The organism is Vibrio sp. FF266, from assembly GCF_041439695.1.
Classification (GTDB): domain Bacteria; phylum Pseudomonadota; class Gammaproteobacteria; order Enterobacterales; family Vibrionaceae; genus Vibrio; species Vibrio tasmaniensis_A.
Window position 1 is genome coordinate 1 of record NZ_JBGOOO010000026.1, and the last position, 24,269, is coordinate 24,269.

Consider the following 24,269-nt stretch of genomic DNA (forward strand, 5'->3'; position numbering starts at 1 on the left):
CAGCTGACGCTGTTGGCTTAGTAGAAAAACTGTCAACGTATTTTAGGACGAGACAATGAGTAAAGTTTGTTTGATGACTAAAGAAGAATAGGTTTACCCGTATTGCTCAATGAGTCCATTGGCGAGCACAAGTGCAATAGCGAACATCATGGTTGCTACTGCGATATCGATGCCTTTCTTAACTTTAGGTTTCGATAGCGTTGGACCTAGCTTTGCTGCGCCTAATGATAAGGAATAAAACCACACGAATGAAGCTAAGATAGTCCCCATCGCAAACGCAATTCTGTCGTTGCCTTCAAACTGCCCGCCAATGGATCCTAGAATCACCACGGTATCCAAATAGAGGTGTGGGTTTAATACTGTTACAGCTAATGCACCCAAAATAACGGTGCGCTTGCCACGAGCCAATACCTCACTTTTTGATTCATCACTGGTGCGCGTTTTGAATGCACTGCGCAGTGATAGCAAACCATATACCGTTAGAAAAGCGATACCGCCCAATGTCACAGAGGTAAGCAGCAATTCATTTTGAGACAGAATTGCTCCGCCACCAAAAATACCCAATGAGATAAACAGGGTATCGAGCAGGCTACAAATCGTTGCAGTCGTTAAATGATGATTGCGTTTTATGCCTTGATTTAGGACGTACGCATTTTGTGCGCCTATCGGGATTATCATACTTGCCCCTAGACCAAAACCTTGTAATAAAACCCAAAAACTCATTTTAACCTCCACTTAATTAACGATATTTACGTGCTATGTGGCGAAGATACTCCGACCCTTTAAATAAGTATAATTAATGATTTTAATCCATTATTAGAGTTGCTAATGTGGTATTGGGTTAGCTTAAAAAGGAAGCAAATTGATGCGTGGATTGGATTATAAATGGATTGAAGCACTGGATGCCGTTGTGAAACAACGTAGCTTTGAGAGGGCCGCTGAGCAGTTATACATCTCCCAATCAGCGGTGTCCCAACGTATCAAACAGCTAGAAAAGTGGTTAGCCCAGCCAGCGCTTGTGAGAGAAAACCCACCAAGGCCTACACCAGCAGGAAAAAAGCTGTTGGGTTTGTATCGTCGTGTTCGCTTGTTAGAGCACGAGCTTGTGCCGGAGTTAATGAATGAAGAGGGTACTCAACCACTATCTATATCCATAGCCACCAACGCTGATAGTTTGGCGACATGGTTGTTACCTGCACTGTCGGATGTGATGAAGTCTCGTCAAGTCGAGTTGAACCTCGCGATTCATGGTGAGTCTAGAACCATTGAAAAAATAAAAAGCGGTGAGGTTGCCGGTGCGATCAGTTTAGAGCCCCAAGCGATTCCTGGATGCAGTGCTGACTACCTCGGTCGTATGGACTATGTGTGTGTGGCGAGTCCTGATTTTCATCAGCGTTACTTTTCAGAGGGCGTAAACTACGCCACATTAAGCAAAGCGCCTGCGGTTTCTTATGATCAATACGATGATCTGCATAAGAAGTTTCTGCATGACCATTTTAACGTACCGAGAGACAGTGTGATCAATCATACGGTCGGCAGTTCAGAAGCATTTGTGCGCTTGGCACTATCGGGTGTTGCCTATTGCTTGATTCCTCGATTGCAGATTATCGAGGAACTAGAGTCTGGTGCTCTGATTGATATTACCCCTGGCTTTCTGCTGTCTTATCGCATCTATTGGCACCATTGGCAGCTTGAGAGTGGGGTGCTAAAAGAGGTATCCCAGGCGATATTAAGTTTTGCTCACAATCATTTACCTCAGTAAGTTGTTGGTTTTTTCAGCGTCAAAGTTCTGTTAGATGTGCACAATCAGGATTGGCTAAACGATAAATTACTCTATGATGGAAGGACATTTGTTTAGCATAGGTCTACCTAATGAAGTTTGTACCAAAGATGTTAGCAACGTCTCTTACTCTTACTGCTGCGTTGAGTGCTGTGAGCTTTCCATCACTGGCTGACTCTCCATCCTTTCCGCATATTTCAACAACAGGTTATGGTGAAGTCATCGCGACACCAGATATGGCGACATTCTCAGTGAGAGTGGTAGAGTCAACGATGACGGCTGAACAGGCTAAAAGTACTGTTGATAAAGTGGTAACGGGCTTTCTAAATAAGCTGCACCAAGCCGGCGTAGATGAGGCGAGCGTACACAGCTCTAATCTGTACCTATCTCCTCAGTACCATTATCCAAAAGATGGCAAACCAGAATTGGTTGGCTACCGCGCTTCACGTAATGTGAGCGTTCAAGTGAATGAACTCGCTAATCTCAATGAGTACATGGATATTGCAATAGGAGAGGGTATTAACCAGATCGATAATATCCAACTGCAAGTTCGTGACCAAGCCAAGTATCAAGAGCAAGCACGCTTAGAAGCGATCAAAGATGCGACATCAAAAGCTAAATCATTAGCGAGTGGTTTTGAGCGTGAGCTCGGTGATGTTTGGCGTGTTGATTACAACGCACAATCTTCTCAGCCTGTGCTAATGCGTTCAATGGCGATGGATGCAAGAACAGAATCGAACTCTTATGAAGACTCAACGATCACCATTCGTGATCGTGTCAATGTGATCTATCAGATCGAAGAGTAACAGCAGCTTTATAGAAGGTTTTGGATCATGATGATCTAATACCAATCGTAGTAAATAACTGTTCTCCCTAGCTTGTTAAAATGCTCAATAACTGCGTTGGAATTTTTTATTGTAGAATAACTACTTATCGAAAAATGCCGCCTTGTTCTCAAGCCTTTTTCCTACGCTATTTTTGAACACTTACTTACTGTGATTGGTATAATTACCTACGATAGGCCAAATACTAGAAAGGCTCTCATGATGAGAGCCTTTTTTATGCATTTTGAGTGCGATGATTAGTGAAGAAGACGAGCACGGATTGTGCCTTCGATCTCTTTCAGTTTAAGCAGTGCTTCTTCAGAGCGATCGGCTTCTACATCGATAACAACATAACCCATATCTGCTGCAGTCTGTAGGTACTGACCCGCGATGTTGATCCCTTCTTCTGCGAAGATGGTGTTGATCTGAGTTAGGATACCTGGGCGGTTCTCATGGATGTGTAGCAAACGAGAAGTACCTGTATGCAATGGCAGTGATACCTCTGGGAAGTTAACACTTGATAGCGTAGAGCCGTTATCAGAGTATTTCGCTAGTTTACCAGCAACTTCTACGCCGATGTTCTCTTGTGCTTCTTGAGTTGAACCACCCACGTGAGGCGTTAGAATCACGTTATCGAACTGCATTAATGGAGACTCAAACGGGTCTGCATTGGTTTTTGGTTCTGTTGGGAAAACATCAATAGCCGCACCAGACAGGTGACCAGAATCCAGAGCGCCACACAGAGCAGGGATGTCAACTACCGTGCCACGAGCTGCATTGATAAAGATAGAGCCAGGCTTCATGCGCTCGAACTCTTCTTTACCCATCATGTCTTTAGTTTCATTGGTTTCAGGTACGTGTAAAGAGATCACGTCACACTTATTCAGCAACTCGGTCATAGTATGAACTTGAGTGGCATTACCTAGAGACAGCTTGTTTTCGATATCGTAAAAGTAAACACGCATACCAAGGTTTTCAGCAATAATACCCAGCTGAGTACCGATGTGACCGTAGCCAATAATACCTAAACGCTTACCACGAGCTTCGTAAGAGTTGTCTGCACTCTTTTTCCAGATACCACGGTGAGCAAGAGCATTCTTCTCTGGAATACCGCGAAGCAGTAATAGAACCTGACCTAGAACGAGTTCAGCAACACTTCGAGTGTTTGAGAACGGTGCATTGAAAACAGGGATACCGCGCTTTGCTGCTGCTTGAAGGTTGACTTGGTTGGTACCAATACAGAAACAACCGACTGCAACCAGCTTTTCAGCCGCATCAATAACTTCTTGGGATATGTTGGTGCGAGAACGGATACCAATGAAGTGAGCATCTTTAACTGCTTCAAGAAGTTCATCTTCAGGTAGTGAGCCTTTGTGGTACTCAATGTTTGTGTAACCAGCGGCTTGCAGTACTTCTACAGAAGAAGGGTGAAGACCTTCTAGAAGTAGAATTTTTATTTTTTCTTTTTCCAGTGAAACTTTGGCCATTGTTCTCGTCCTTAAAATGGAAAGGTTGGGCAAATGCGGCGCACGTGCTACAAAATGGCTGAAAGGGGAACAAATTCACCACTTTGTTAGGAGACAAACGTTTTCCCTGTGCGTCTTCTGAACAATAAAGTAACAAAAAAAAAATGTTTTGGGTAAGAAAATTACGGAATAAGACATAATTTTACAGCAATAAAGCAAAAAAAACGGCGCCCTAGGGCACCGTCTGTAATGAAGTAACAGAAAAACTCAATCTTCTATTATTTATTCTTCGATTTTTGCACCTTCAGGCGTGCCAGTGATAACTACATCAGCACCACGGTGAGCGAACAGACCAACCGTTACCACACCAGCGATACCATTGATGATATCTTCTAGCTGTTTTGGGTTTTCGATCGCCATGCCGTACACATCTAGGATCACGTTGCCGTTATCGGTTGTGCAGCCTTCGCGGTAAACTGGGTCACCACCAAGTTTTACTAATTCACGAGCAACGTATGAGCGTGCCATTGGGATAACTTCAACAGGCAGTGGGAATTTACCCAACACATCAACTGCTTTGGTACCATCAACGATACAAATAAACTTATCAGAGATAGCTGCTACGATTTTTTCACGAGTCAAAGCAGCGCCGCCGCCTTTGATCATATCGCGAGAACCGTTAATCTCGTCAGCGCCATCAACATAGATGTCTAGCTTGAATACGTCGTTGCATTCGAATACTTTGATTTCTAGCGCTTCTAGTTTTTCAGTAGAGGCTACAGAGCTTGAAACCGCACCCTTGATTTTGTCTTTCATTGTGCCAAGTGCGTCGATGAAGTGATTTACTGTTGAGCCAGTACCTACACCTACAATGCTGCCTTCTTCAACATATTGAAGTGCTGCCCAGCCCGCTGCTTTTTTCATTTCATCTTGAGTCATGCCATTCTCCTGAATAAGGTCTTGCGCTTTGAATTAATCGTTTGCGTAATGATGAAGTTAACGTTTAGATATTGGGGTAACGTTTGGATATCGAGGTTAACGTTTGCGGCGCGATTATAGCGCTTTAATGGTTGTTTTCCCATTGCCAAGTTTTACTCGGAGTCACGATTTTAGGTAGCGGAATGTCCCAACCTTCAATTGGTAAGCGATCGACATGTTGGCAATCGTGAGCAAGGCCAATAGGTGTTGCGCCATTGCCCGTCTCGAACCATCGAGCCAAAGTGCGATCGTAATATCCACCGCCCATGCCTAAGCGATGCCCCTGAGAGTCAAAGCCCACTAACGGTGTGAGAATAAGATCGAGTTGTTGGCATGGTTTGACGAGCGATTGATTGAGCTGAGGTTCAACGATTCCGTACTTATTCAAAACCGTCGGTGTGCTTGGCGAGTAGTGCAGAAACAGCAGGTGTCCGGCAGAGAAGGGGTGCAATACTGGTAAATAAGTTTGCTTACCCTGCGCCCATAACCATTCAATTAACGGCTGGGTATCGAGTTCGCCATCAATGGAAATATAGAGGGCGATATGTTGAGCTGACTGAATTTCATCAAGCTGAGCACATTGCTTAACTAAGTCTATACCGGATTGAGTTTGTTGATTGCCAGATAAGGCATTGCGTTTGATACGGATCTGTTTGCGAAATTCGCTGCGTGTGAGCGTTTTCATATGAAGGGATACCCCAAAGTGCCGTTGAGAATAGATGGCCCTTGAACCAGCGAGTTCAAGGCGGATCAGCAATGATTACCGTAGGCTTCTCGGCGGACCGAGCATGCTCAATAGCACTCAAGTACTAACCCTTAGGGATTGCTTATCGGCTCGGGGACGTGAATCCTCTGACAAACACTCCAGGGTAAATTTTGTGTACGCTATTGCTGTCCGTGCTTAACTTTACTGAGGACATCTGAAAGTGATGTCGTGAGCTGTTCCATTCGCTCGGTCAGTGCGTTTTGTTCATCATTTGCTTCAAACTTCTTGGTTTGTAATTCATAGCAAATGTTCAGAGCTGCGATCGTTAGCAGCTTCACTTCATTGGTTACCTTAGTACGTTCAGCCATCTCTTTCAATCGATTATCAAGATCGGCCGCCGCTGCAATCAATGACTCTTCTTGCCCTGGGGGACAATTCACTCGAGTCAGTTTTCCTAATATTTCAACGTCTACCGCTTGATTACTCATGATGGATGAACTCTTTAACGCACTATTTAAGGCTGTTGCTCTTTATCATTTTTTGAGAAAGAAAAAGTGCAAGTACCGATGAGGAAGCAATCTCCTCTGAGGGAGAAACTATAGGTAAACCGCTATTAAGATTCAAGCTTTTCAGAGTGACTGTTTGTAAATGAGAGCTTGAGCACACAGTAATTCAGCAAATTGAACAATTGGTAGTCAGTCATCCTTCAATTGCTCAGGATCGACGCTTACCAGAATTGGGGTGAAGTGGTACGATTATACTATCGATATAAAGAATAACTGAGCGAGCTATCTGATGAGCGAAACTACTTTACCTGACTACCTAACGGTTGCGACTGAACTTCAATCGGCAAGCCTAGCCGTAAACCCTGCTGAGATGCATGGTTTATTAACGGGTATGTTGAGCGGAGGCTTAAACCTAGCAGATAAAAGCTGGCAACCACTTATCTTTGATTACACCAATGAAGGCATGGGGTGGCCAGATCGCGCATTAACGTTAGCGGAAGCGACATTAAAGGTGACGACCAGCGAAATCACAGGTTCAGGCATGGAACTGTCTATGTTGCTGCCTGATGAAGACGCAAGCGCAAGCTTGTTTGATTTGGCTGATGGTGTGTCAGATTGGATCAACCACTTTATTTCTGGTTTAGGCTTGGTTGGCGCTCAATTGAATAAAGCGTCTGACGGTACCAAAGAAGCATTAGCTGATCTTGAAGAGATGGCAAAGCTAGACATTGACGAAGACGATGATATGGAAGAGCAAGCGCAGCTTCTAGAGCACGTTATTGAACACGTAAAAGCGTGTGCACTAATGATTCATGCTGAATTCGGTGCTCGCCCATCTGAAGATGCGGCTCCAACCATTCATTAATCCGCTTGTCGGTTTGAGGTTATAATGGCTCAGTATGATGTTGTAATTGCTGGTGGCGCAATGGCGGGGGCGACCTTAGCCCTTGCTCTGAATCACCTCAGTCAAGGTTCTCTATCGATTGCGGTAGTAGAGCCTTATCAGGTTGATCATCAAGCTCACCCAGGCTTTGATTCTCGTTCGATCGCTCTGTCTTATGGCACGGTGCAGATCCTCGATTCTTTGCGCCTTTGGCAATCTATCGCTCCGGTAGCGACCCCAATTAAAGATATCCATGTATCAGATAGAGGTCATGCTGGGATGACAGACATCTACAGTGAAGATCTTGCTGTTGATGCGCTCGGCTACGTGGTGGAGTTAGCGGATGTTGGGCGGATCTATCAGCAGAAATTAGAATCAGAAGCTGCAATTACGATGCTTTGCCCTGAGTCTGTTAGAACCGTTGAACGTGATGAATCGTTAACGACGATTGAGCTGACAAGTGGGCAAACCGTCACGACTAAGTTATTGGTTGCTGCTGACGGTGCAATCTCAACCTGTTGTCAGCAACTCAATATCTCATTGAGTGAGCATGACTTTGAACAAGTCGCTGTGATTGCCAATATCGTTGCTAGTGAGCCCCATCAAGGTCGAGCCTTTGAGCGTTTTACTCATCATGGGCCTGTTGCTCTGTTACCGATGAGCGACAACCGTTTATCGCTAGTTTGGTGTTTGTCACCGGAACAAGCACAAAAAGTGGTGGCCTTAAACGACAACGAATTTCTTGAGCAGTTACAGAATGACTTCGGTTGGCGACTTGGCCGACTAGAGAAAGTCGGTAAGCGTGCGAGCTACCCACTGATTCTTCGCCACCGACAGCAAAATATCTCTCATCGATTTGCCATTGTTGGCAATGCTGCTCAAACACTTCACCCTATTGCGGGGCAAGGTTTTAATCTTGGCATTCGTGATGTGGCTTCCTTGGCGGAAGAATTATGTACTCAATTGGATGATGTAGGTCGTTACACAGGTCTTGTTAACTTTAGAAAGCGCAGAGAACAAGACAGAGACACGACGATTACGTTGACTTCAAGCCTAGTTCATCTGTTCTCAAACGATTTTTTGACCGCTCGTATTGGGCGAAATCTTGGGTTAGCCGTAATTGATAACCTCCCACCACTTAAAGGTCCACTTTTGCGTCATACGCTTGGCCTAGTAGAAAGATAAGGTAATAAATAATGATGCAAAGTGTTGATATCGCGATTGTTGGCGGTGGCATGGTTGGCCTAGCGCTTGCGGCTGCACTGAAAGACAGCGATCTAAGAATTGCGGTCATTGAAGGCAGAGCGCCTAACGAAGGGCTTAGCGAATTGCCTGATGTGCGTGTGTCGGCATTGAGCCGCTCGAGTGAAGTGATTCTTCGCAATCTAGGCGCATGGCAAGGTATCGAACAAAGACGTGCTGCGCCCTACCAAGCGATGGAAGTGTGGGAACAAGACAGCTTTGCTCGCATTGAGTTTGACTCAACACGCTTAGCACAGCCTAACCTAGGCCATATTGTAGAAAACCGCGTAATCCAATTAGCGCTGCTTGATCAGGTTAAGAAGCAAGATAACGTCAGCCTATACATGCCTGCAACGTGTAAAACGATGGCGATTGGTGAGAGCGAAGCATGGCTAACGTTAGACAACGGCCAAGCGCTGACAGCAAAGTTAGTTGTTGGAGCTGACGGTGCAAACTCTTGGGTTCGCAAGCAACAAGATATCCCATTAACTCATTGGGATTACGGCCACAGTGCGATTGTCGCGAACATCAAAACCTCAGAGCAGCACCATAGCGTTGCTCGTCAAATATTTACACCGCAAGGGCCGTTGGCGTTCCTGCCAATGCAACCAACGAATATGAGCTCGATAGTTTGGTCTACGGAGCCTAATCGTGCCGAGAAGCTTGTATCAATGTCGGATGCTGATTTTAATAAGCAGCTAACGGCAGAGTTCGACTCAAAACTTGGTTTATGCGAAGTGGTTGGTGACCGTTTTGCCTTCCCACTGCGCATGCGTTATGCTCGTGACTTTGTTGTAGAGCGTGTCGCTTTGGTGGGTGATGCTGCTCATACTATTCACCCATTAGCAGGGCAAGGCGTGAATCTTGGTCTATTAGACGCAGCAAGCTTAGCGCAAGAGCTGTTAACGCTATGGGCTTCTGGTGAGGATATTGGCACCAAGCGCAACCTTCGTGGCTATGAGCGCTGGAGAAAAGCTGAGGCGGCGAAAATGATTGCTTCAATGCAGGGCTTTAAAGATCTGTTTGAAGGCGATAATCCGGCTAAGAAGCTGATTCGTGGTATCGGTATGAAGCTTGCTGGTCAATTACCGGGTGCGAAAGATGAGATAATGAAGCGAGCGCTGGGGTTGTCGGGCAATCTTCCGGATTTAGCTAAGCGCCCCGTAGCACACCGATAGTCGCGTGAGATGGATTGCTGTTGATGGTCAGTAGCTAAAGTTGATAGCAATTGACGACATCAAGAACACGAAAAAAGGGTTGGCATTATGCCAACCCTTTTTGTTTTTAATTCTTTAGACTATCAGATCATGCGTACGCGCAGCGCAGTTTCATGATTTCACTATTTATTTCTTTCACTGTTTGGAAGTGACGCTTCTCTGCTCGGTCTGGTAGTACGAGTTTACCGTTATCAAACTCAAATTTACCTACGCCGTAAATGTAGATTCGTCCTTTGAAAAGTCGACTTACATGTTTAGCAATCATACTCGGTGTATAGCGCTTAAACAGTCTCATTTTTAATTATCCTTATATTTACCTAGCCTGCATATTATAGAAAAACTCCGAGATAATTATTGTGATAAGCATGGAGTAATATGCAGTAGAGTTGACGTTAATTAGATATTTGTGCTGTTCTAAGCACTTTCTTCAGTAAATATCTATTTTTACGTGAGCTCCTCCCCAAAATAGTACTGAGTAGTGAACTGCTACGAACTTTCCTGTCCGGTATTAAGCAGTGCTAATGTTACAAGTATAAGAATAGGCGGGATTTTTTTGTTTGTGTAATCAAATTGTAAATTTTGAACAAAAAAAAAGCCCGTCTAAAACGGGCGAATAGTCACAGATGCATTACACAAAAGTGGATACTGATGTTACTCAGTGGATTCACTTGTACTGATTTGCTTAAAGGCTAGTCAGTAAAATTACAATAACGCAAATTCAACCTTGTGACTACTTATGCTTTTATTTTGAGTAACTATTTAGGGTGGGTGTGTTTTTCTTATGACGAAGTTCACACTAAAAATGTACTCAATGAAATATTGAAATGAAGTTTGCGAAGCATGATCTGTTCGAAACGTTCATCGACTGATGTCAGCGACGATCGGTGCACATAGTGCTATGAGATCATTGGGATCCAACGCAACGCCAGCCATTCGATCTCCCGAGCTAATGGTAACGGTCGAGTTGCTCTGAATGGAAGGATCAAAAATGATCGGCATGTATCTCTTTAGAGCAATAGGCCCAACACATCCAGCTTTAAAGCCGGTGATGGCTTCAACATCAGCGAGTGATACGCAGGTCATTCGACGGCAATTCAGTACCGAGCGTACTTTCTTTGGATCGATAGAGCGATCGCCAAGAGTACAGGCCAACGCATACTGGTTTCCCATATCCTTAAGCAGGATGCACTTGACCATTTGAGAGGCATTAATACCTCGTTCTTGCGCTGTCTCTTCGATGCTGGTGGTTGGCTTGCTTTGCACCAGCAGGCGATAGTCCACCTGCTGTTGATCCAACCATTGTGTAATCAGTGTTTCCACGTGGCTACTCTTCGTCAAGGCTGTAAGGCAGTGGCAGAATGTTCCATATTTTCTCAGGTTGTGCAGTCAATCGAAGCTGAACATCGTCATCAAGGTTGTTTGGCAACACCATCAAACCAATCGCCTGATTATCAGCAAATTGATAGACGTTTAATAGTCGGCCTGCACCGCGCCAGTTCTCACCTACGCTGCGCTCTAGATCAATCGTATTCTCTAGAGACAATACATCTGAACTCGTTCCTGAAACAATGCGCATTTCACGCTTGTTCATGCCACGGTATTTAGCACGAGCAACTGTTTCTTGACCTGTGTAACAGCCTTTTGAAAAGCTGATACCGCCAATCGCTTGCAGGTTGAGTGCTTGAGGGATGTGTTCGTTTTGCTCTGCTTTCGATAGGTTCGGCTGAGCATCAAGAATTTCATGATACTGCCAAAGCGCTTCTGATACTTTTTCTGCAGTGCTGCTTGATACCAAGGCTTCTGCTGCTTCTTGCGTAACAAGTAGAGCCCAACGGTTGTCAGAGACTTGAACAGCGGTGCCACCAGAGATTACACGCACTTTACCTTGGCTTTCTGAAATTGAGTCAATGTATTGATCAGCTGACGCGCCCATCACACCGATAACAACGTCAGACGTTTGCTCGATATCAACCTTAGAGAATACGGCGTATTTCTTGATTTCAACTAATTCGATTTCAATCGCAGACTTAGGCTGCATAAGAGCGTAGCCACCATTGTGGTGGAACAAACGAAAGATACTCCAAACCTTTCCTTTCGCATCACAATGCGCGCCTAACGTGGATTCATCATTAGGAAGAGTGACGACATCGCACGTAACTTGACCTTGTAGGTACGACTTTTTGTCATCGCCTATCATGGTAATTGCGCTCCAGTCTGACACGTGTGTCATCATCAGATCTGGAAGCGATTCTTTTTGCGTATGAGCGAGCGGCTGAAATGTGTTTTTCCAATCCATTTTACCTTTCCTAAGAATTTTATTTGGCTCTATGTTAATCCGGTTCTGTTTCTTTGTCAGCTTAGGTTTTTTTGTGAGCTTAGATAGGGACTGTGACTCACATAGTAGTTGCAGAGCGTATGACTTGTTACACTCCGAGAAAGAAAAATTATAGGTGAGGATAGCCAATGTACACTGCAGAGCAGAAAGCACGAATTAAATGGGGTTGCCGTCGTGGCATGTTGGAACTTGACGTAGTTATCATGCCATTTTTTGAAGAGTGTTTTGATTCATTGCAAGAGCAGGAGCAGCGTGAGTTTGTTTCTCTATTAGAGTGTGATGACCCAGACCTGTTTACTTGGGTAATGGGACACGGACGCAGTGAAAACCTAGGCCATGCTTCAATGGTTGATAAAATTGTCGCGCATAACCTCAGCAAGGTTCGTTAAGCTTCAGCTTAACCCTTCGTATTTCGCATTATTTGCAAAAGGCACTGTTTTTGGGTGCCTTTTGTTTTTCATCGTTTTCTCTTCTATTCCACTCGCTGTTGCCCTCTATTGTTTAGCTTTAGTGTTCAGTTTGTTTAAAGCCAATCATGTAATTTTTAATACAGCACATGGGTGCTTTGACTATAAAGAAGATGGCGAGATCCGACTCAATGAGCAAGCCTACACACTTAAATCCGTTGATAAGATCTGGGCGCAGTTCTTCGTTAAATTGCAGTTTGAGTGCGGATATTCAGTCTTGTTGTGGCGAGATAGTTGCAATGAACGTGAATATCGACACTTCTTGGCGCATTTACAACGAGTCCGTTTGATAAACGAAAGCATTGGATAAACAAGAACCAAAGATAAAAGAAAGGGAGCTCTAGGCTCCCTGTCGTCTTTTTCCATGACCAAAAATCAAGACTGGCTTTTCTCTGGTGTCAGAATGGTTGGGCCGCTGTCTTCTGCAAGTTCTGGGTAATCCAGCGTGTAGTGTAGGCCGCGGCTCTCTTTACGTTGCATTGCACAGCGAACCATCAACTCAGCCACTTGTAGTAAGTTACGCAGTTCTAATAGGTTATTTGAAACCTTAAAGTAGCTGTAGTACTCATGAGTTTCCTGCTGCAACATCTGAATGCGGCGCATTGCACGTTCAAGGCGTTTGTCCGTTCGAACAATACCCATGTAATCCCACATGAACAGTCTTAGCTCGTGCCAGTTGTGTTGAATGATCACTTCTTCATCACTGTTGGTGACTTGGCTTTCATCCCATGCCGGAAGTTCAGCGCACAGTTGAGATTGGTCGATGTTTTCAACGATATCTTTTGCGGCTGCCCACGCGTATACCACACACTCAAGCAGTGAATTTGAAGCCATACGGTTTGCACCGTGCAAGCCGGTATAACTCACTTCGCCAATCGCATATAGGTTAGTGAGGTCAGTTTGACCTTGCTTATTGACCATGACACCACCACAAGTGTAGTGAGCTGCCGGTACGATTGGAATCGGTTCTTTGGTCATATCAATCCCCAAATCCATCAAGCGAGTATGGATCATTGGGAAATGCGTCGTGATGAATTCTTCAGGTTTGTGGCTGATATCAACATACATGCAGTCAGCACCTAAGCGCTTCATTTCAAAGTCAATCGCACGAGCAACCACATCACGTGGAGCCAATTCACCGCGCTCATCGAAGTCCTTCATAAAGCGAGAGCCATCTGGGCGACGCAAATAGGCACCTTCACCACGCAATGCTTCCGTTAGTAGGAAGTTACGCGCTTCTGGGTGGAATAAGCAAGTCGGGTGGAACTGGTTGAACTCAAGGTTTGCCACACGACAACCCGCACGCCAAGCGATAGCAATACCATCACCTGAAGAGACATCTGGGTTAGAGGTGTATTGGTAAACTTTTGAAGCGCCGCCTGTTGCTAATACAACAAATTTAGCGCGCACGGTTTCAACGTGTTCTTGGTTACGGTTCCAAATATAGGCACCGATAACCTTGTCTTTCGAACCACCTATCTTATCTTCAGTGATTAAATCCAGCGCATTGTGACGCTCGAAGATCTCGATATTTGGGTGATTCTTGACGTTATCTTGCAGTGAGGTTTGCATCGCCATGCCAGTTGCATCGGCAGCGTGCAGAATTCTGCGGTGACTGTGGCCGCCCTCACGAGTGAGGTGATATTTTGGTTGGCCTTCTGTGCTGTTCTCATCTTTATCAAATGGAACACCACCATCAATCAGCCATTGCACACACTCTTTAGCATTTTCAGCAATGAATTGAACTGTATCTTCTTCGCATAACCCAGCCCCAGCAATTTGAGTATCTTCTACATGAGACTCAATACTGTCCGATTCATCGAACACCGCCGCAATACCACCTTGTGCGTAATACGTCGATCCTTCGCTGCGTGGTCCTTTGCTTAATACAATTACTTTTGCATGTTCTGCTACGCGTAAGGCTAATGACAAGCCTGCCGCACCACTTCCTACCACTAATACATCACACTGATGTTCACGGTTTGCGTTCATAAAACTTATTAAATCCCGGGCTATTGTCGAGTTGTCCATGCTCAATTGACTTCGTCTTGTTTTAGGAGTTTGGGTAAGACTGTTATAATCTTTCCCTAGTCATCCTAAAACACGACACAAAATCAATATATAGACAGCTATCTAGAAATATTTAATTGCTCAATACCATTGCTTTTGCTCAAGTTTCCCCAAATTGATAGGGATAACTATTTTTATTACATCACATTGTGAAACAATAATGGCAAATAATTTTAGGAAAGTTGGAACTTTCGGTATTTGGCTTAGTCACAATAGTGCTCTTGTAGACGGTGGTGTCAATACTACATTTCGCATAATTAGTACCCATATCTGTGAAGGTAAGGGTTATAACAATAGGAGTACCCGCTCGAATGAACGAGCAGCTAACCGATCAAGTGTTGATTGAGCGAGTTCAGAGTGGAGATAAGCAGGCATTTAACTTATTAGTGGTTAAGTATCAAAACAAAGTTTGTAATCTTATCTCTCGATACGTGAATAATTCCGGTGATGTACCTGATGTAGCACAAGAAGCTTTTATTAAAGCTTACCGCGCGATACCTAACTTTCGTGGTGAGAGTGCTTTCTATACATGGTTGTACCGAATTGCCGTGAACACCGCTAAAAATCATATTGTTGCCCAGAGCCGCAGGCCGCCAGCAACAGATGTCGATGCAGAAGATGCAGAATATTACGAAACAGGCAGCGCGTTAAAAGAAATATCGAACCCTGAGAACTTAACGCTGTCAAACGAATTGAAACAAGTTGTTTTTGGAGCGATTGAAGCGCTACCCGAAGACTTAAAAACTGCAATGACGTTGCGTGAGCTCGAAGGTTTGAGCTACGAAGAGATTGCAGAAGTAATGGATTGCCCTGTAGGAACCGTACGTTCGCGTATTTTCCGAGCTCGTGAAGCGGTAGAAAAGAAAATTAAACCTCTTTTACAACGCTAGAACTTGTAATAATTATGGTGAAAATAATGGCTGATAAAGAAAAGCTTTCGGCACTCATGGATGGTGAAACGATCGATAAAGCTCTCATAGTAGATCTCGAATCTGATCAAGAAAGCATGGATACCTGGCAGAGTTACCATTTAATTGGTGATGTTATGCGTGGGGATGCGCCAGAAACTCCAGAGTGGAACATTGCTAACAGTGTAGCGGCAGCGCTTGATGATGAGCCTGCACATGGTTCAATGTCGAACCTGCACCAAGTGAATGTTGAACCTATTGTTGCTCCGATAGAAGAGCAGCCTAAACCTCAGCAAGCGAAGCGTCAGCTTCCTGCGTGGTTACAACAGTTTGGACAAGTTGCCGTGGCAGCGTGTGTTTCATTAGCAGTTGTATTAGGTGTTCAGCAATACGGCGGCAGCGATCCCGCAGCTCCAGAGCAGTTGCCTGTACTCCAGACGATTCCATTTGCAGGTTCTGCGGAACCAGTAAGCTTAACGCGTGACTCTGTTGAGAGACCTGCATCTGAAGCTAACATGCAAGAGCAACGCAAACGCGTTCATGCATTGTTAGAAGATTATGAGCTACAACTAAGATTAAACAGTGATGCATCGCCAATGGAAGATGCACACCTAGAATCGGATATTGAATGAAGAAAATCCTGGTCAGTGCACTGACACTGTTCAGCTTGATGTCTCCAACAGCCTTTGCAGAGGAAACCACTGCAAAGGCCTTGTTACATCAAATGAACGAGGCCAGTCAGCATCTAAATTACGAACTCTCCTACATATTGATAAAGAAGAGCAGTATTGAACCTCTGCTTTATCGTCATGCAGTTAACGACGACCAACAACTTGCACACCTTGTTTATCTAAGCGGCCCTGTTCGTGAGGTTATTCGACGTGGCAATGAAGTTAGCTACATCGAACCGGGTACAGAGCCATTTACTATTCAGTCTGGCAGCATGGTTGCACCTGTCATACCGATGATTAATCGAGATATCGATTCTCTCAACCAATACTACGATTTTGTAAAAGTTGGGCGTTCTCGTGAGGCGGGCAGTACCACGCAAGTATTACGCGTTGTGCCGAAAGACGGTCTTCGATACTCTTACGTGGTTTGGGTCGACGAGAAAACCAACCTTCCTTTGCGTGCCGATCTTTTGGATCGTGATGGCGAAGTGCTTGAGCAGTACCGCACTATCTCTTATGTCGTGAACGATAAAATTGCAGAAGCAATGGGCGGCTTGAATCAAGCTAAATTGCCGAAGGTTTTGTCATTGCCAGAAGGCTTGGTGAGCGAGACCGACTGGCAGGCCTCGTGGGTGCCAGAAGGATTTAAGTCGAAAGAACTCAGCCGTTACCAAATGGCTGCGACCGAAAAAATGGTTGAAAGCCAGCTTTTCAGTGATGGATTATTTAGCTTTTCGGTTTATATCGCCGATAAAGACGAACATTCATTGAAAGGACAGCTGGTACGCCAAGGGCGAAGAACCTTGCACAGCTTAGTGATTGGCGACAAAGAAATCTCTGTGGTTGGTGATATTCCGCCAGCAACGGCCAAGCGTATCGCTCAATCCGTCACGTTCAATAAACCGGCACCAGCGCAATGATGACTGCGTTGGCGACCGTTAGCTCAGTCGAACAAAAAGGTAAGCAATATTTTGTTCAACTGAGTTGCGAACAACAAACCAGTTGCAGCAGCTGCTCATCTCAAAAAAGCTGCGGAACGGGTATTGTGACCAAGGCTGTTGGCAATAAATCCTTGTTTTGGCAGCTTAAAACCCAAAGCTTAGTTAAAGCAGGCCAGATCGTAGAAATTGGCTTTCCAGAAAAAAGCCTACTTCAGTCTGCAGCTATTGTTTATCTTATCCCGCTTTTCATGTTGATGGTTGGTGCTGGTTTTGGACAACTCTTGTTACAACCCTTATTCCAAGGGGGCGAGGGCATTGTTATCTTAACTGCAGCGCTGTTTACTGCTGGTGGTATTGGTTTGGCGAAGCGCTTAGCTAAACCCATGGAAGACAAATCCAAGCAAGAAGTTGTCTTGATTAGAATCCTAGGCAAGTCTCTCATCTAATTTATGATGCTTATTGCCCTTAAATTGGGTAGAATCTGCCAACTTGATTGAAATGCCGCCACCAATGCTGACTGTAGATTGGACGCGTTGCGGCTTTCTTATTATCCCTATTCAAAGAGTTTAGTCACACCAAGCCTATGAAGCACATTCGTAATTTTTCGATTATCGCCCACATCGACCACGGTAAGTCGACCCTTTCTGACCGCTTAATCCAAGTTTGTGGAGGGTTAAGTGAACGTGAGATGGCAGCTCAAGTCCTCGATTCTATGGATATAGAACGCGAGCGTGGTATTACAATTAAAGCGCAGAGTGTGACTTTAGATTACAAAGCTAAAGATGGTGAAACTTACCAACTTAACTTTATCGATACCCCTGGACACGTAGACTTCTCTTATGAAGTATCTCGCTCTCTAGCCGCTTGTGAAGGCGCGCTTCTTGTAGTGGATGCCGGCCAAGGTGTTGAAGCTCAAACTCTAGCAAACTGTTACACCGCGATCGAAATGGAACTGGAAGTAGTGCCAATCTTGAACAAGATTGACTTACCTGCTGCTGAACCTGAACGAGTTGCTGAAGAAATCGAAGAGATCGTTGGTATCGATGCGATGGAAGCGACGCGTTGTTCTGCAAAAACCGGTATCGGTGTTGATGACGTTCTTGAAAACATCGTAACGGCTATCCCGCCACCGGAAGGTGATCCAGAAGCGCCACTACAAGCTCTGATCATTGACTCTTGGTTCGATAACTACTTAGGCGTTGTTTCTTTGGTTCGTATCAAGAACGGTAAGCTGAAGAAGAACGACAAGATTAAAGTAATGTCGACAGACCAAGTTTGGGGTGTTGACCGTCTAGGTATCTTCACACCTAAGCAAATCGACACAACTGAGCTAAATACTGGCGAAGTTGGCTGGGTTGTTTGTGGTATTAAAGACATCCTTGGCGCACCTGTTGGTGATACGTTGACGCTTGCAAAAGGCGGCAGCACAGAACGTCTACCTGGTTTCCAAAAAGTTAAGCCTCAGGTATACGCAGGTCTATTCCCAGTATCGTCTGATGACTACGAAAACTTCCGTGACGCACTAGGCAAACTAAGCCTGAACGATGCATCACTGTTTTACGAACCAGAAAGTTCAGCAGCACTTGGCTTTGGTTTCCGTTGTGGCTTCTTAGGAATGCTTCACATGGAGATCATTCAAGAGCGTTTAGAGCGTGAATACGACCTAGACCTAATCACAACGGCACCAACCGTAGTGTACGAAGTTGTAAAAACGGATGGCACAATTCTCTATGTTGATAGCCCGGCTAAACTGCCTGCTATTAATGACTTAGAAGAAATTCGTGAACCGATTGCTCGCTGTAATATTCTGGTACCTTCGGATTACCTAGGCAACGTGATCACACTGTGTGTTGAGAAGCGTGGCGTGCAAGTCGACATGGTTTATCACGGTAATCAAGTTGCTGTGACGTACGATCTTCCTATGGCAGAGGTGGTTCTAGACTTCTTCGACCGTCTGAAGTCAACGTCTCGCGGGTACGCATCATTGGATTACAACTTCCAACGTTACGAAGCATCAAACATGGTACGCGTAGATGTATTGTTGAATGGTGAAACGGTTGATGCACTGGCGATCATTACACACAAAGATATTGCCCAGTCTCGTGGTCGTCTACTGGTTGAGAAGATGAAAGAATTCATCCCTCGTCAGATGTTTGATATCGCGATTCAAGCCGCGATTGGTAACCACATTATTGCTCGTTCTACAGTGAAACAACTGCGTAAGAACGTAATCGCAAAATGTTACGGTGGTGATATCAGTCGTAAGAAGAAACTTCTTAAGAAACAAAAAGAAGGTAAGAAGCGTATGAAGCAGATCGGTAACGTTGAACTGCCTCAAGAAGCATTCTTAGCAATTCTTCATGTTGGCAAAGACTAGGTATCAATCGCACTAACTATCTGCTGAACATTACTGGTTAAAATCGTTTATTTCTTTGTTGCAAAGATTGCAATTAGGCCCACTAGTCACTGCACTTTGCGCCTCGAACTAAACGATTTTTCCTGCGTAATCTCCCCAGCATTTAGTCAGCATGATTGATACGGATTAGAAATATTAAGCAGAGTGAAAGGGTTATACTCTTTCACTTTCGTTATTTTTAAAGAAATGAAATTTAAGGGATATCAATGGCTAATACATTTTCGCTTATCTTAGTGATCGTAACTCTAGTGACTGGCATTGTATGGGCGTTGGAAAAGTTTGTGTGGGCGAAGAAGCGCCAACAAAAACTGGCTGACGTTGAAGCACAGTCGAATGGCCTAGACGCTGCAACCAGCGCAAAAGTTACGGCTCAGCCTTGGTGGGTTGAGAACAGTGTGTCCATTTTCCCTGTAATTGCATTTGTTTTGGTTTTGCGTTCATTTATTTATGAACCGTTTCAAATTCCATCTGGCTCGATGATGCCAACACTATTGGTTGGTGATTTCATCTTGGTAGAAAAGTACGCTTATGGTCTAAAAGATCCTGTATGGCGCACTCAATTGGTAGAAACAGGCAAACCAGAACGTGGTGATTCAATCGTATTCAAATACCCACCTCAGCCGAATATCGACTACATCAAGCGTGTTATTGGTATGCCGGGTGATACCATTCGCTACAGCAGCAATAAAGAAATCTGCATTCAAGCGAAGGGTGGCAGTAACTGTAAACCAGTGAAATTGAGTAACGTTGAAGAAAGCCAATTTATTCAAAATGGTGTGCCTCTAATTCAGTTGAATGAACAACTGGGTGACGTAGAGCACCAAATCTTAGTTAACCCATTACGCCGTGATCGTGTGCAAGCATATCAACCTCGCAATGGTGTTAACGAGTGGATCGTTCCAGAAGGCCAATACTTTGTTATGGGTGATAACCGTGACAACAGTGCTGACAGCCGTTACTGGGGCTTTGTCCCTGAAGCAAACCTTGTTGGTAAGGCCGTTGCTATTTGGATCAGCTTCGAATTCGAACGCGGTTCAGACAGTGTACTTCCAACATGGATTCCTACTGGTGTGCGTTTTAATCGCATCGGTGGGATTCACTAATCGATCACATAACACATCGAGAGAGCATGAATTCTCCAATTGATAAACTAGAGAGAAAGATTGGCTATCAGTTTAATGATGCCGATCTTATCCATTTGGCGCTGACTCACCGCAGTGCCGCAGGTAAACATAACGAACGTCTTGAGTTTCTGGGCGATTCAATTTTAAGTTTTGTTATCGCTGATGATCTTTACCACCGTTTCCCTAAGGTAAACGAAGGTGATATGAGCCGCATGCGCGCAACATTAGTACGTGGTCATACATTGGCAGAACTAGGTCGTGAATTCGAACTAGGAGATTACTTAAAATTAGGTCCAGGTGAGTTGAAGAGTGGCGGTTTCCGTCGTGATTCTATTCTAGCGGATGCGGTTGAAGCGATCATCGGCGCTGTCTATTTAGATAGTGATACCGAGGTTGTTCGCCGTATTATTTTAAGCTGGTACCAATCTCGCCTAGAGTCTATTCAGCCTGGTGTATCTCAAAAAGATCCAAAAACTCGCTTACAAGAGTTTTTACAAGGTCGAAGAAATCCCCTACCTGTCTACACAGTGACTAATATTAAAGGTGAAGCACACAACCAAGAGTTTACGGTTGAGTGTGAAGTGGCAGGTGTGGATAAACCTGTTATCGGTAAAGGCACTAGCCGCCGCAAGGCAGAACAAGCGGCTGCTGAAACAGCATTAGAGCAACTAAGCAATGTCTGATAACAATCAAGATTTCGATATCGATGCATTCTTTTCATCTGATAGCAAAAAAACGGGCCTACCGGAAAACCAACACTGTGGCTTCATCGCTATCGTGGGTCGACCAAACGTAGGTAAATCGACGCTTCTGAACCATATTTTGGGTCAGAAAATCTCGATCACATCACGTAAACCTCAGACGACACGCCACCGTATTATGGGCGTAGAAACTGAAGGCGATTACCAAGCGATCTACGTTGATACTCCTGGACTTCATATTGAAGAAAAGCGTGCAATTAACCGTTTGATGAACCGTGCGGCGAACAGCTCACTGAGCGATGTGAATCTAGTATTCTTCCTTGTTGACGGTACTCACTGGACTGACGACGATGAGATGGTACTGAATAAGCTGAGAAAAACAGATTTCCCAGTTGTCCTTTGTATTAACAAAGTAGATAACGTTCAAGACCGTACAGACGTGATGCAACATATGATGGAAGTGTCTAAGAAGATGGACTTCCTTGATGTTGTGCCAATCTCAGCGAAGCAAGGTAAGAATATCGATGTACTGCGTAAGCACGTTCGTAATTCTTTACCAAAAGCGACGCACCACTTCCCTGAAGAGTACGTAACGGATCGCTCACAGCGCTTTATGGCCTCTGAAATCATCCGTGAAAAACTGATGCGATTCACAGGCGAAGAGCTACCTTACTCAGTAACGGTTGAGATCGAGCGTTTTGATTACAACCCAGATAACGATGGTTTCCACATCAATGCTTTGATTCTTGTTGAACGTACTGGTCAGAAGAAGATGGTAATTGGTAAAGCGGGCGAGAAGATCAAAACGATTGGTCGTGAAGCTCGTATCGACATGGAAGAACTGTTCGGTCGTAAGGTTTACCTAGAGACTTGGGTTAAAGTTAAGTCTGGTTGGGCTGACGATGAGCGTGCACTTCGCTCGTTAGGCTACATCGACGATCTATAATATATTGAACGTCACTTTCTGATATTAAGAAAGTTGAATTGAATATAAATACAAGAGAGAGTGCGAACTCTCTCTTTTTGTATCTGTAAGAAGGGTAAGTGATTGAGCGAAGGGTTACAGCGATGCTTTGTGTTGCACCGTCGACCATACAGTGAGTCGAGCCTGATTCTGGACGTCTTCAGCGAAGAGTACGGTCGGGTGACGTTGATGTCTAAAGGTGCGCGGAGTAAGCGTTCTAATTTGAAAGGTGCATTGCAACCTTTTACGCCGCTACTGCTTAAGTGGTCTGGCAATGGTTCAATGAAAACGTTGCGCCAAGCTGAACCGATCAGCTTGGGGCTTCCTCTTGCCGGCATTAATCTGTATTCAGCAATGTACGTTAATGAATTAGTTGGGCGAGTGTTGATGGCCGAAGTGGCCATGCCCGCATTTTTTCATGACTATCTTCATGCCTTAACAGAACTCGCTCATAATGAGAACCCTGAGCCAGCGCTGCGTCGTTTTGAATTGGCTCTACTTTCCGCTATGGGATATGGCGTCGACTTTTTACACTGCGCGGGCACTGGCGAAGCGATTGATCCGAGCATGACTTATCGCTATCGAGAGCAGAAAGGCTTCATCGCTTCGGTGCGTCGAGATAACCTGACTTTTATGGGCGATGAACTTATCGCAATCAGTGAGCGTAGGTTTATCACTAAAGAGCAGTTAAAAGCGGCAAAACGCTTTACACGCATAGCCTTAAAGCCGTATCTTGGCGGCAAACCATTAAAAAGTAGAGAGCTATTTATGCCAACAATAGCCCTCTCTAGAGCACGGAGTATTGGAAAATGAGCTCAATCCTTTTAGGCGTTAATATCGACCATATTGCAACTCTACGTAATGCACGTGGTACTAAATATCCAGACCCAGTACACGCAGCTGAAATTGCTGAACGTGCGGGTGCTGACGGCATTACGATTCACTTGCGTGAAGATCGCCGTCATATTGTTGATCGTGATGTACGTATTCTTGCTGAGACAATCCAGACTCGTATGAACTTAGAGATGGCTGTAACGGACGAGATGGTTCAAATTGCACTCGATACTAATCCTGAGTTCGTTTGTCTGGTTCCAGAAAAGCGTGAAGAGTTGACAACGGAAGGCGGCTTGGACGTGGTTGGTCAACTTGAAAAGATCAAAGCGGCGACCGAAAAATTGTCGGCTGCTGGTATCAAAGTATCTCTGTTTATCGATGCCGATCGTGAGCAAATCGATGCTGCGAAAGCGTGTGGCGCACCGTTCATTGAACTGCACACTGGCCACTATGCTGATGCTAAAACTGAAGAAGACCAACAAGACGAGCTTAAAAAGATTGCTGCAGGTGCAAGCTACGCAGACGACCTTGGTATTACAGTGAATGCGGGTCACGGTCTGACTTACCATAACGTAGCGCCAATTGCGGCACTTCCTGAGATTTACGAGTTGAACATCGGTCACTCGATCATGGGCCGCGCAGTCTTTGATGGTTTGAATAAAGCCGTTGCAGACATGAAAGCCGTGATGGAAACAGCGCGCAACAACGCTTAGTTCTTTAACTCGGCATTCGTTTAGTTGTAAGCGTTAAGCGGTTAATCAGTAGAATCGAAAAGTTAATAGATAGAAGTTGGTAGTAGGGTAAACATGGCTGTTGTTGGGTTAGGTACAGATATCGCAGAAATTGAACGTGTTGAAAAGGCATTATCACGAAGTGGTGAGGCTTTCGCTCAGCGTATTTTGACCGATTCTGAATTTGAAGTATTCCAGCAACTTAAGCAAAAAGGGCGTTACCTTGCAAAGCGTTTTGCTGCAAAAGAGGCGGCGTCTAAGGCATTAGGCACAGGCATCGCTCTTGGTGTGACCTTCCACGACTTCGAGATTTCAAACGATGAGCATGGCAAGCCAGTTCTAAGCCTGCATAAAAAAGCGCGTGAAATCGCAGATGCGAGTGGTACAAAGTCGATTCACCTGACTATCTCTGATGAGCGCCATTATGCGGTGGCGACGGTACTACTCGAGTCGTAAATAGATTACCGCTACTTTATACCAATCGTAGTAAATAACTGTTCACCCT

27 protein-coding genes and 1 other RNA gene are annotated in these 24,269 nt (G+C 44.8%); 18 read left to right on the forward strand and 10 right to left on the reverse strand.

What is annotated here, in order from left to right; translation table 11 throughout:
- Positions 1 to 93 precede the first annotated feature (93 nt).
- A complete protein-coding gene (locus tag ACED59_RS17240; RefSeq protein WP_009847669.1) occupies positions 94 to 723 on the reverse strand; it encodes a LysE/ArgO family amino acid transporter in 630 nt (209 codons plus the stop codon).
- 142 nt (positions 724 to 865) lie between these two features.
- On the opposite strand from ACED59_RS17240, the gene ACED59_RS17245 reads away from it, so the two are divergent.
- Positions 866 to 1,762: a LysR family transcriptional regulator ArgP gene (locus ACED59_RS17245; protein ID WP_009847668.1), complete on the forward strand. Its 897-nt coding sequence runs from the start codon at positions 866 to 868 to the stop codon at positions 1,760 to 1,762.
- A 110-nt stretch (positions 1,763 to 1,872) separates the two neighbouring features.
- Positions 1,873 to 2,586: an oxidative stress defense protein gene (locus ACED59_RS17250; protein ID WP_017097287.1), complete on the forward strand. Its 714-nt coding sequence runs from the start codon at positions 1,873 to 1,875 to the stop codon at positions 2,584 to 2,586.
- Positions 2,587 to 2,861: 275 nt separating this feature from the next.
- On the opposite strand, the gene serA is transcribed toward ACED59_RS17250, so the two are convergent.
- From serA to zapA, 5 genes are all read right to left on the reverse strand, one after another.
- Positions 2,862 to 4,091 carry a phosphoglycerate dehydrogenase gene (gene serA / locus ACED59_RS17255; protein WP_017097288.1) on the reverse strand — a complete coding sequence of 410 codons (1,230 nt, stop codon included), beginning with the start codon at positions 4,089 to 4,091 and terminating at the stop codon, positions 2,862 to 2,864.
- A 261-nt stretch (positions 4,092 to 4,352) separates the two neighbouring features.
- The gene (rpiA, locus tag ACED59_RS17260) at positions 4,353 to 5,009 is read right to left on the reverse strand and encodes a ribose-5-phosphate isomerase RpiA (RefSeq protein ID WP_009847664.1); all 657 of its coding nucleotides are present in this window, start codon (positions 5,007 to 5,009) and stop codon (positions 4,353 to 4,355) included.
- A gap of 124 nt (positions 5,010 to 5,133) precedes the next feature.
- Positions 5,134 to 5,733 (reverse strand): 5-formyltetrahydrofolate cyclo-ligase, encoded by a 600-nt coding sequence (locus ACED59_RS17265; RefSeq protein WP_017097289.1) that lies wholly within the window; start codon positions 5,731 to 5,733, stop codon positions 5,134 to 5,136.
- 6 nt (positions 5,734 to 5,739) lie between these two features.
- Positions 5,740 to 5,922, reverse strand: a non-coding RNA gene (ssrS, locus tag ACED59_RS17270) — 6S RNA.
- An 11-nt stretch (positions 5,923 to 5,933) separates the two neighbouring features.
- The gene (gene zapA, locus ACED59_RS17275; protein WP_004735366.1) at positions 5,934 to 6,242 is read right to left on the reverse strand and encodes a cell division protein ZapA; all 309 of its coding nucleotides are present in this window, start codon (positions 6,240 to 6,242) and stop codon (positions 5,934 to 5,936) included.
- A 307-nt stretch (positions 6,243 to 6,549) separates the two neighbouring features.
- Here zapA and ACED59_RS17280 point away from each other — a divergent pair, with 307 nt between their 5' ends.
- From ACED59_RS17280 to ACED59_RS17290, 3 genes are read left to right on the forward strand one after another with little or no spacing between them, the layout of a single operon-like run.
- Positions 6,550 to 7,125, forward strand: a complete 576-nt coding sequence (locus ACED59_RS17280; RefSeq protein WP_017097290.1) for a YecA family protein — start codon at positions 6,550 to 6,552, stop codon at positions 7,123 to 7,125.
- Positions 7,126 to 7,149: 24 nt separating this feature from the next.
- Positions 7,150 to 8,328, forward strand: a complete 1,179-nt coding sequence (ubiH, locus tag ACED59_RS17285) for a 2-octaprenyl-6-methoxyphenyl hydroxylase (RefSeq protein WP_017097291.1) — start codon at positions 7,150 to 7,152, stop codon at positions 8,326 to 8,328.
- 11 nt (positions 8,329 to 8,339) lie between these two features.
- Positions 8,340 to 9,563: an FAD-dependent 2-octaprenylphenol hydroxylase gene (locus ACED59_RS17290; RefSeq protein ID WP_017097292.1), complete on the forward strand. Its 1,224-nt coding sequence runs from the start codon at positions 8,340 to 8,342 to the stop codon at positions 9,561 to 9,563.
- Between the two features lie 127 nt (positions 9,564 to 9,690).
- On the opposite strand, the gene ACED59_RS17295 is transcribed toward ACED59_RS17290, so the two are convergent.
- The 3 genes from ACED59_RS17295 to ygfZ all read right to left on the reverse strand — a co-directional run bounded on the left by ACED59_RS17295 (position 9,691) and on the right by ygfZ (position 11,898).
- Positions 9,691 to 9,897, reverse strand: a complete 207-nt coding sequence (locus tag ACED59_RS17295; protein WP_009847660.1) for a DUF1107 domain-containing protein — start codon at positions 9,895 to 9,897, stop codon at positions 9,691 to 9,693.
- 563 nt (positions 9,898 to 10,460) lie between these two features.
- A complete protein-coding gene (locus ACED59_RS17300; protein ID WP_017097293.1) occupies positions 10,461 to 10,922 on the reverse strand; it encodes an aminoacyl-tRNA deacylase in 462 nt (153 codons plus the stop codon).
- Positions 10,923 to 10,926: 4 nt separating this feature from the next.
- On the reverse strand, positions 10,927 to 11,898 hold the full coding sequence (gene ygfZ / locus ACED59_RS17305) for a tRNA-modifying protein YgfZ (protein WP_017097294.1): 972 nt from the start codon (positions 11,896 to 11,898) through the stop codon (positions 10,927 to 10,929).
- A gap of 167 nt (positions 11,899 to 12,065) precedes the next feature.
- On the opposite strand from ygfZ, the gene ACED59_RS17310 reads away from it, so the two are divergent.
- Both ACED59_RS17310 and ACED59_RS17315 read left to right on the forward strand, forming a co-directional pair.
- On the forward strand, positions 12,066 to 12,326 hold the full coding sequence (locus ACED59_RS17310; RefSeq protein WP_004735374.1) for a succinate dehydrogenase assembly factor 2: 261 nt from the start codon (positions 12,066 to 12,068) through the stop codon (positions 12,324 to 12,326).
- On the forward strand, positions 12,274 to 12,714 hold the full coding sequence (locus tag ACED59_RS17315; protein ID WP_347230482.1) for a protein YgfX: 441 nt from the start codon (positions 12,274 to 12,276) through the stop codon (positions 12,712 to 12,714). Before ACED59_RS17310 ends, ACED59_RS17315 begins: the two co-directional genes overlap by 53 nt.
- Positions 12,715 to 12,779: 65 nt before the next feature.
- Here ACED59_RS17315 and nadB read toward each other — a convergent pair whose 3' ends face one another.
- Entirely contained in the window at positions 12,780 to 14,396 is a 1,617-nt protein-coding gene (nadB, locus tag ACED59_RS17320) for an L-aspartate oxidase (RefSeq protein WP_009847657.1), read from the reverse strand.
- Positions 14,397 to 14,785: 389 nt separating this feature from the next.
- Here nadB and rpoE point away from each other — a divergent pair, with 389 nt between their 5' ends.
- From rpoE to acpS, 11 genes are all read left to right on the forward strand, one after another.
- Entirely contained in the window at positions 14,786 to 15,364 is a 579-nt protein-coding gene (rpoE, locus tag ACED59_RS17325) for an RNA polymerase sigma factor RpoE (RefSeq protein ID WP_004735377.1), read from the forward strand.
- A 26-nt stretch (positions 15,365 to 15,390) separates the two neighbouring features.
- The gene (locus ACED59_RS17330; protein WP_029223850.1) at positions 15,391 to 16,014 is read left to right on the forward strand and encodes a sigma-E factor negative regulatory protein; all 624 of its coding nucleotides are present in this window, start codon (positions 15,391 to 15,393) and stop codon (positions 16,012 to 16,014) included.
- Complete coding sequence (rseB, locus tag ACED59_RS17335; RefSeq protein WP_009847655.1) at positions 16,011 to 16,973, forward strand: sigma-E factor regulatory protein RseB; 963 nt, start codon at positions 16,011 to 16,013, stop codon at positions 16,971 to 16,973. Before ACED59_RS17330 ends, rseB begins: the two co-directional genes overlap by 4 nt.
- On the forward strand, positions 16,970 to 17,440 hold the full coding sequence (locus ACED59_RS17340) for a SoxR reducing system RseC family protein (RefSeq protein ID WP_017097295.1): 471 nt from the start codon (positions 16,970 to 16,972) through the stop codon (positions 17,438 to 17,440). The genes rseB and ACED59_RS17340 overlap by 4 nt, the downstream gene beginning before the upstream one ends.
- Positions 17,441 to 17,577: 137 nt before the next feature.
- Entirely contained in the window at positions 17,578 to 19,371 is a 1,794-nt protein-coding gene (gene lepA / locus ACED59_RS17345; protein ID WP_009847653.1) for a translation elongation factor 4, read from the forward strand.
- 245 nt (positions 19,372 to 19,616) lie between these two features.
- Entirely contained in the window at positions 19,617 to 20,513 is an 897-nt protein-coding gene (gene lepB / locus ACED59_RS17350) for a signal peptidase I (RefSeq protein ID WP_017097296.1), read from the forward strand.
- A gap of 26 nt (positions 20,514 to 20,539) precedes the next feature.
- The gene (gene rnc / locus ACED59_RS17355) at positions 20,540 to 21,217 is read left to right on the forward strand and encodes a ribonuclease III (protein WP_004735383.1); all 678 of its coding nucleotides are present in this window, start codon (positions 20,540 to 20,542) and stop codon (positions 21,215 to 21,217) included.
- A complete protein-coding gene (era, locus tag ACED59_RS17360; RefSeq protein ID WP_004735384.1) occupies positions 21,210 to 22,181 on the forward strand; it encodes a GTPase Era in 972 nt (323 codons plus the stop codon). Before rnc ends, era begins: the two co-directional genes overlap by 8 nt.
- A gap of 102 nt (positions 22,182 to 22,283) precedes the next feature.
- Positions 22,284 to 23,012: a DNA repair protein RecO gene (gene recO, locus ACED59_RS17365; RefSeq protein ID WP_012604785.1), complete on the forward strand. Its 729-nt coding sequence runs from the start codon at positions 22,284 to 22,286 to the stop codon at positions 23,010 to 23,012.
- A complete protein-coding gene (gene pdxJ / locus ACED59_RS17370; RefSeq protein ID WP_009847651.1) occupies positions 23,009 to 23,746 on the forward strand; it encodes a pyridoxine 5'-phosphate synthase in 738 nt (245 codons plus the stop codon). The genes recO and pdxJ overlap by 4 nt, the downstream gene beginning before the upstream one ends.
- 93 nt (positions 23,747 to 23,839) lie before the next feature.
- Positions 23,840 to 24,220, forward strand: a complete 381-nt coding sequence (gene acpS / locus ACED59_RS17375; RefSeq protein ID WP_009847650.1) for a holo-ACP synthase — start codon at positions 23,840 to 23,842, stop codon at positions 24,218 to 24,220.
- Positions 24,221 to 24,269 lie beyond the last annotated feature (49 nt).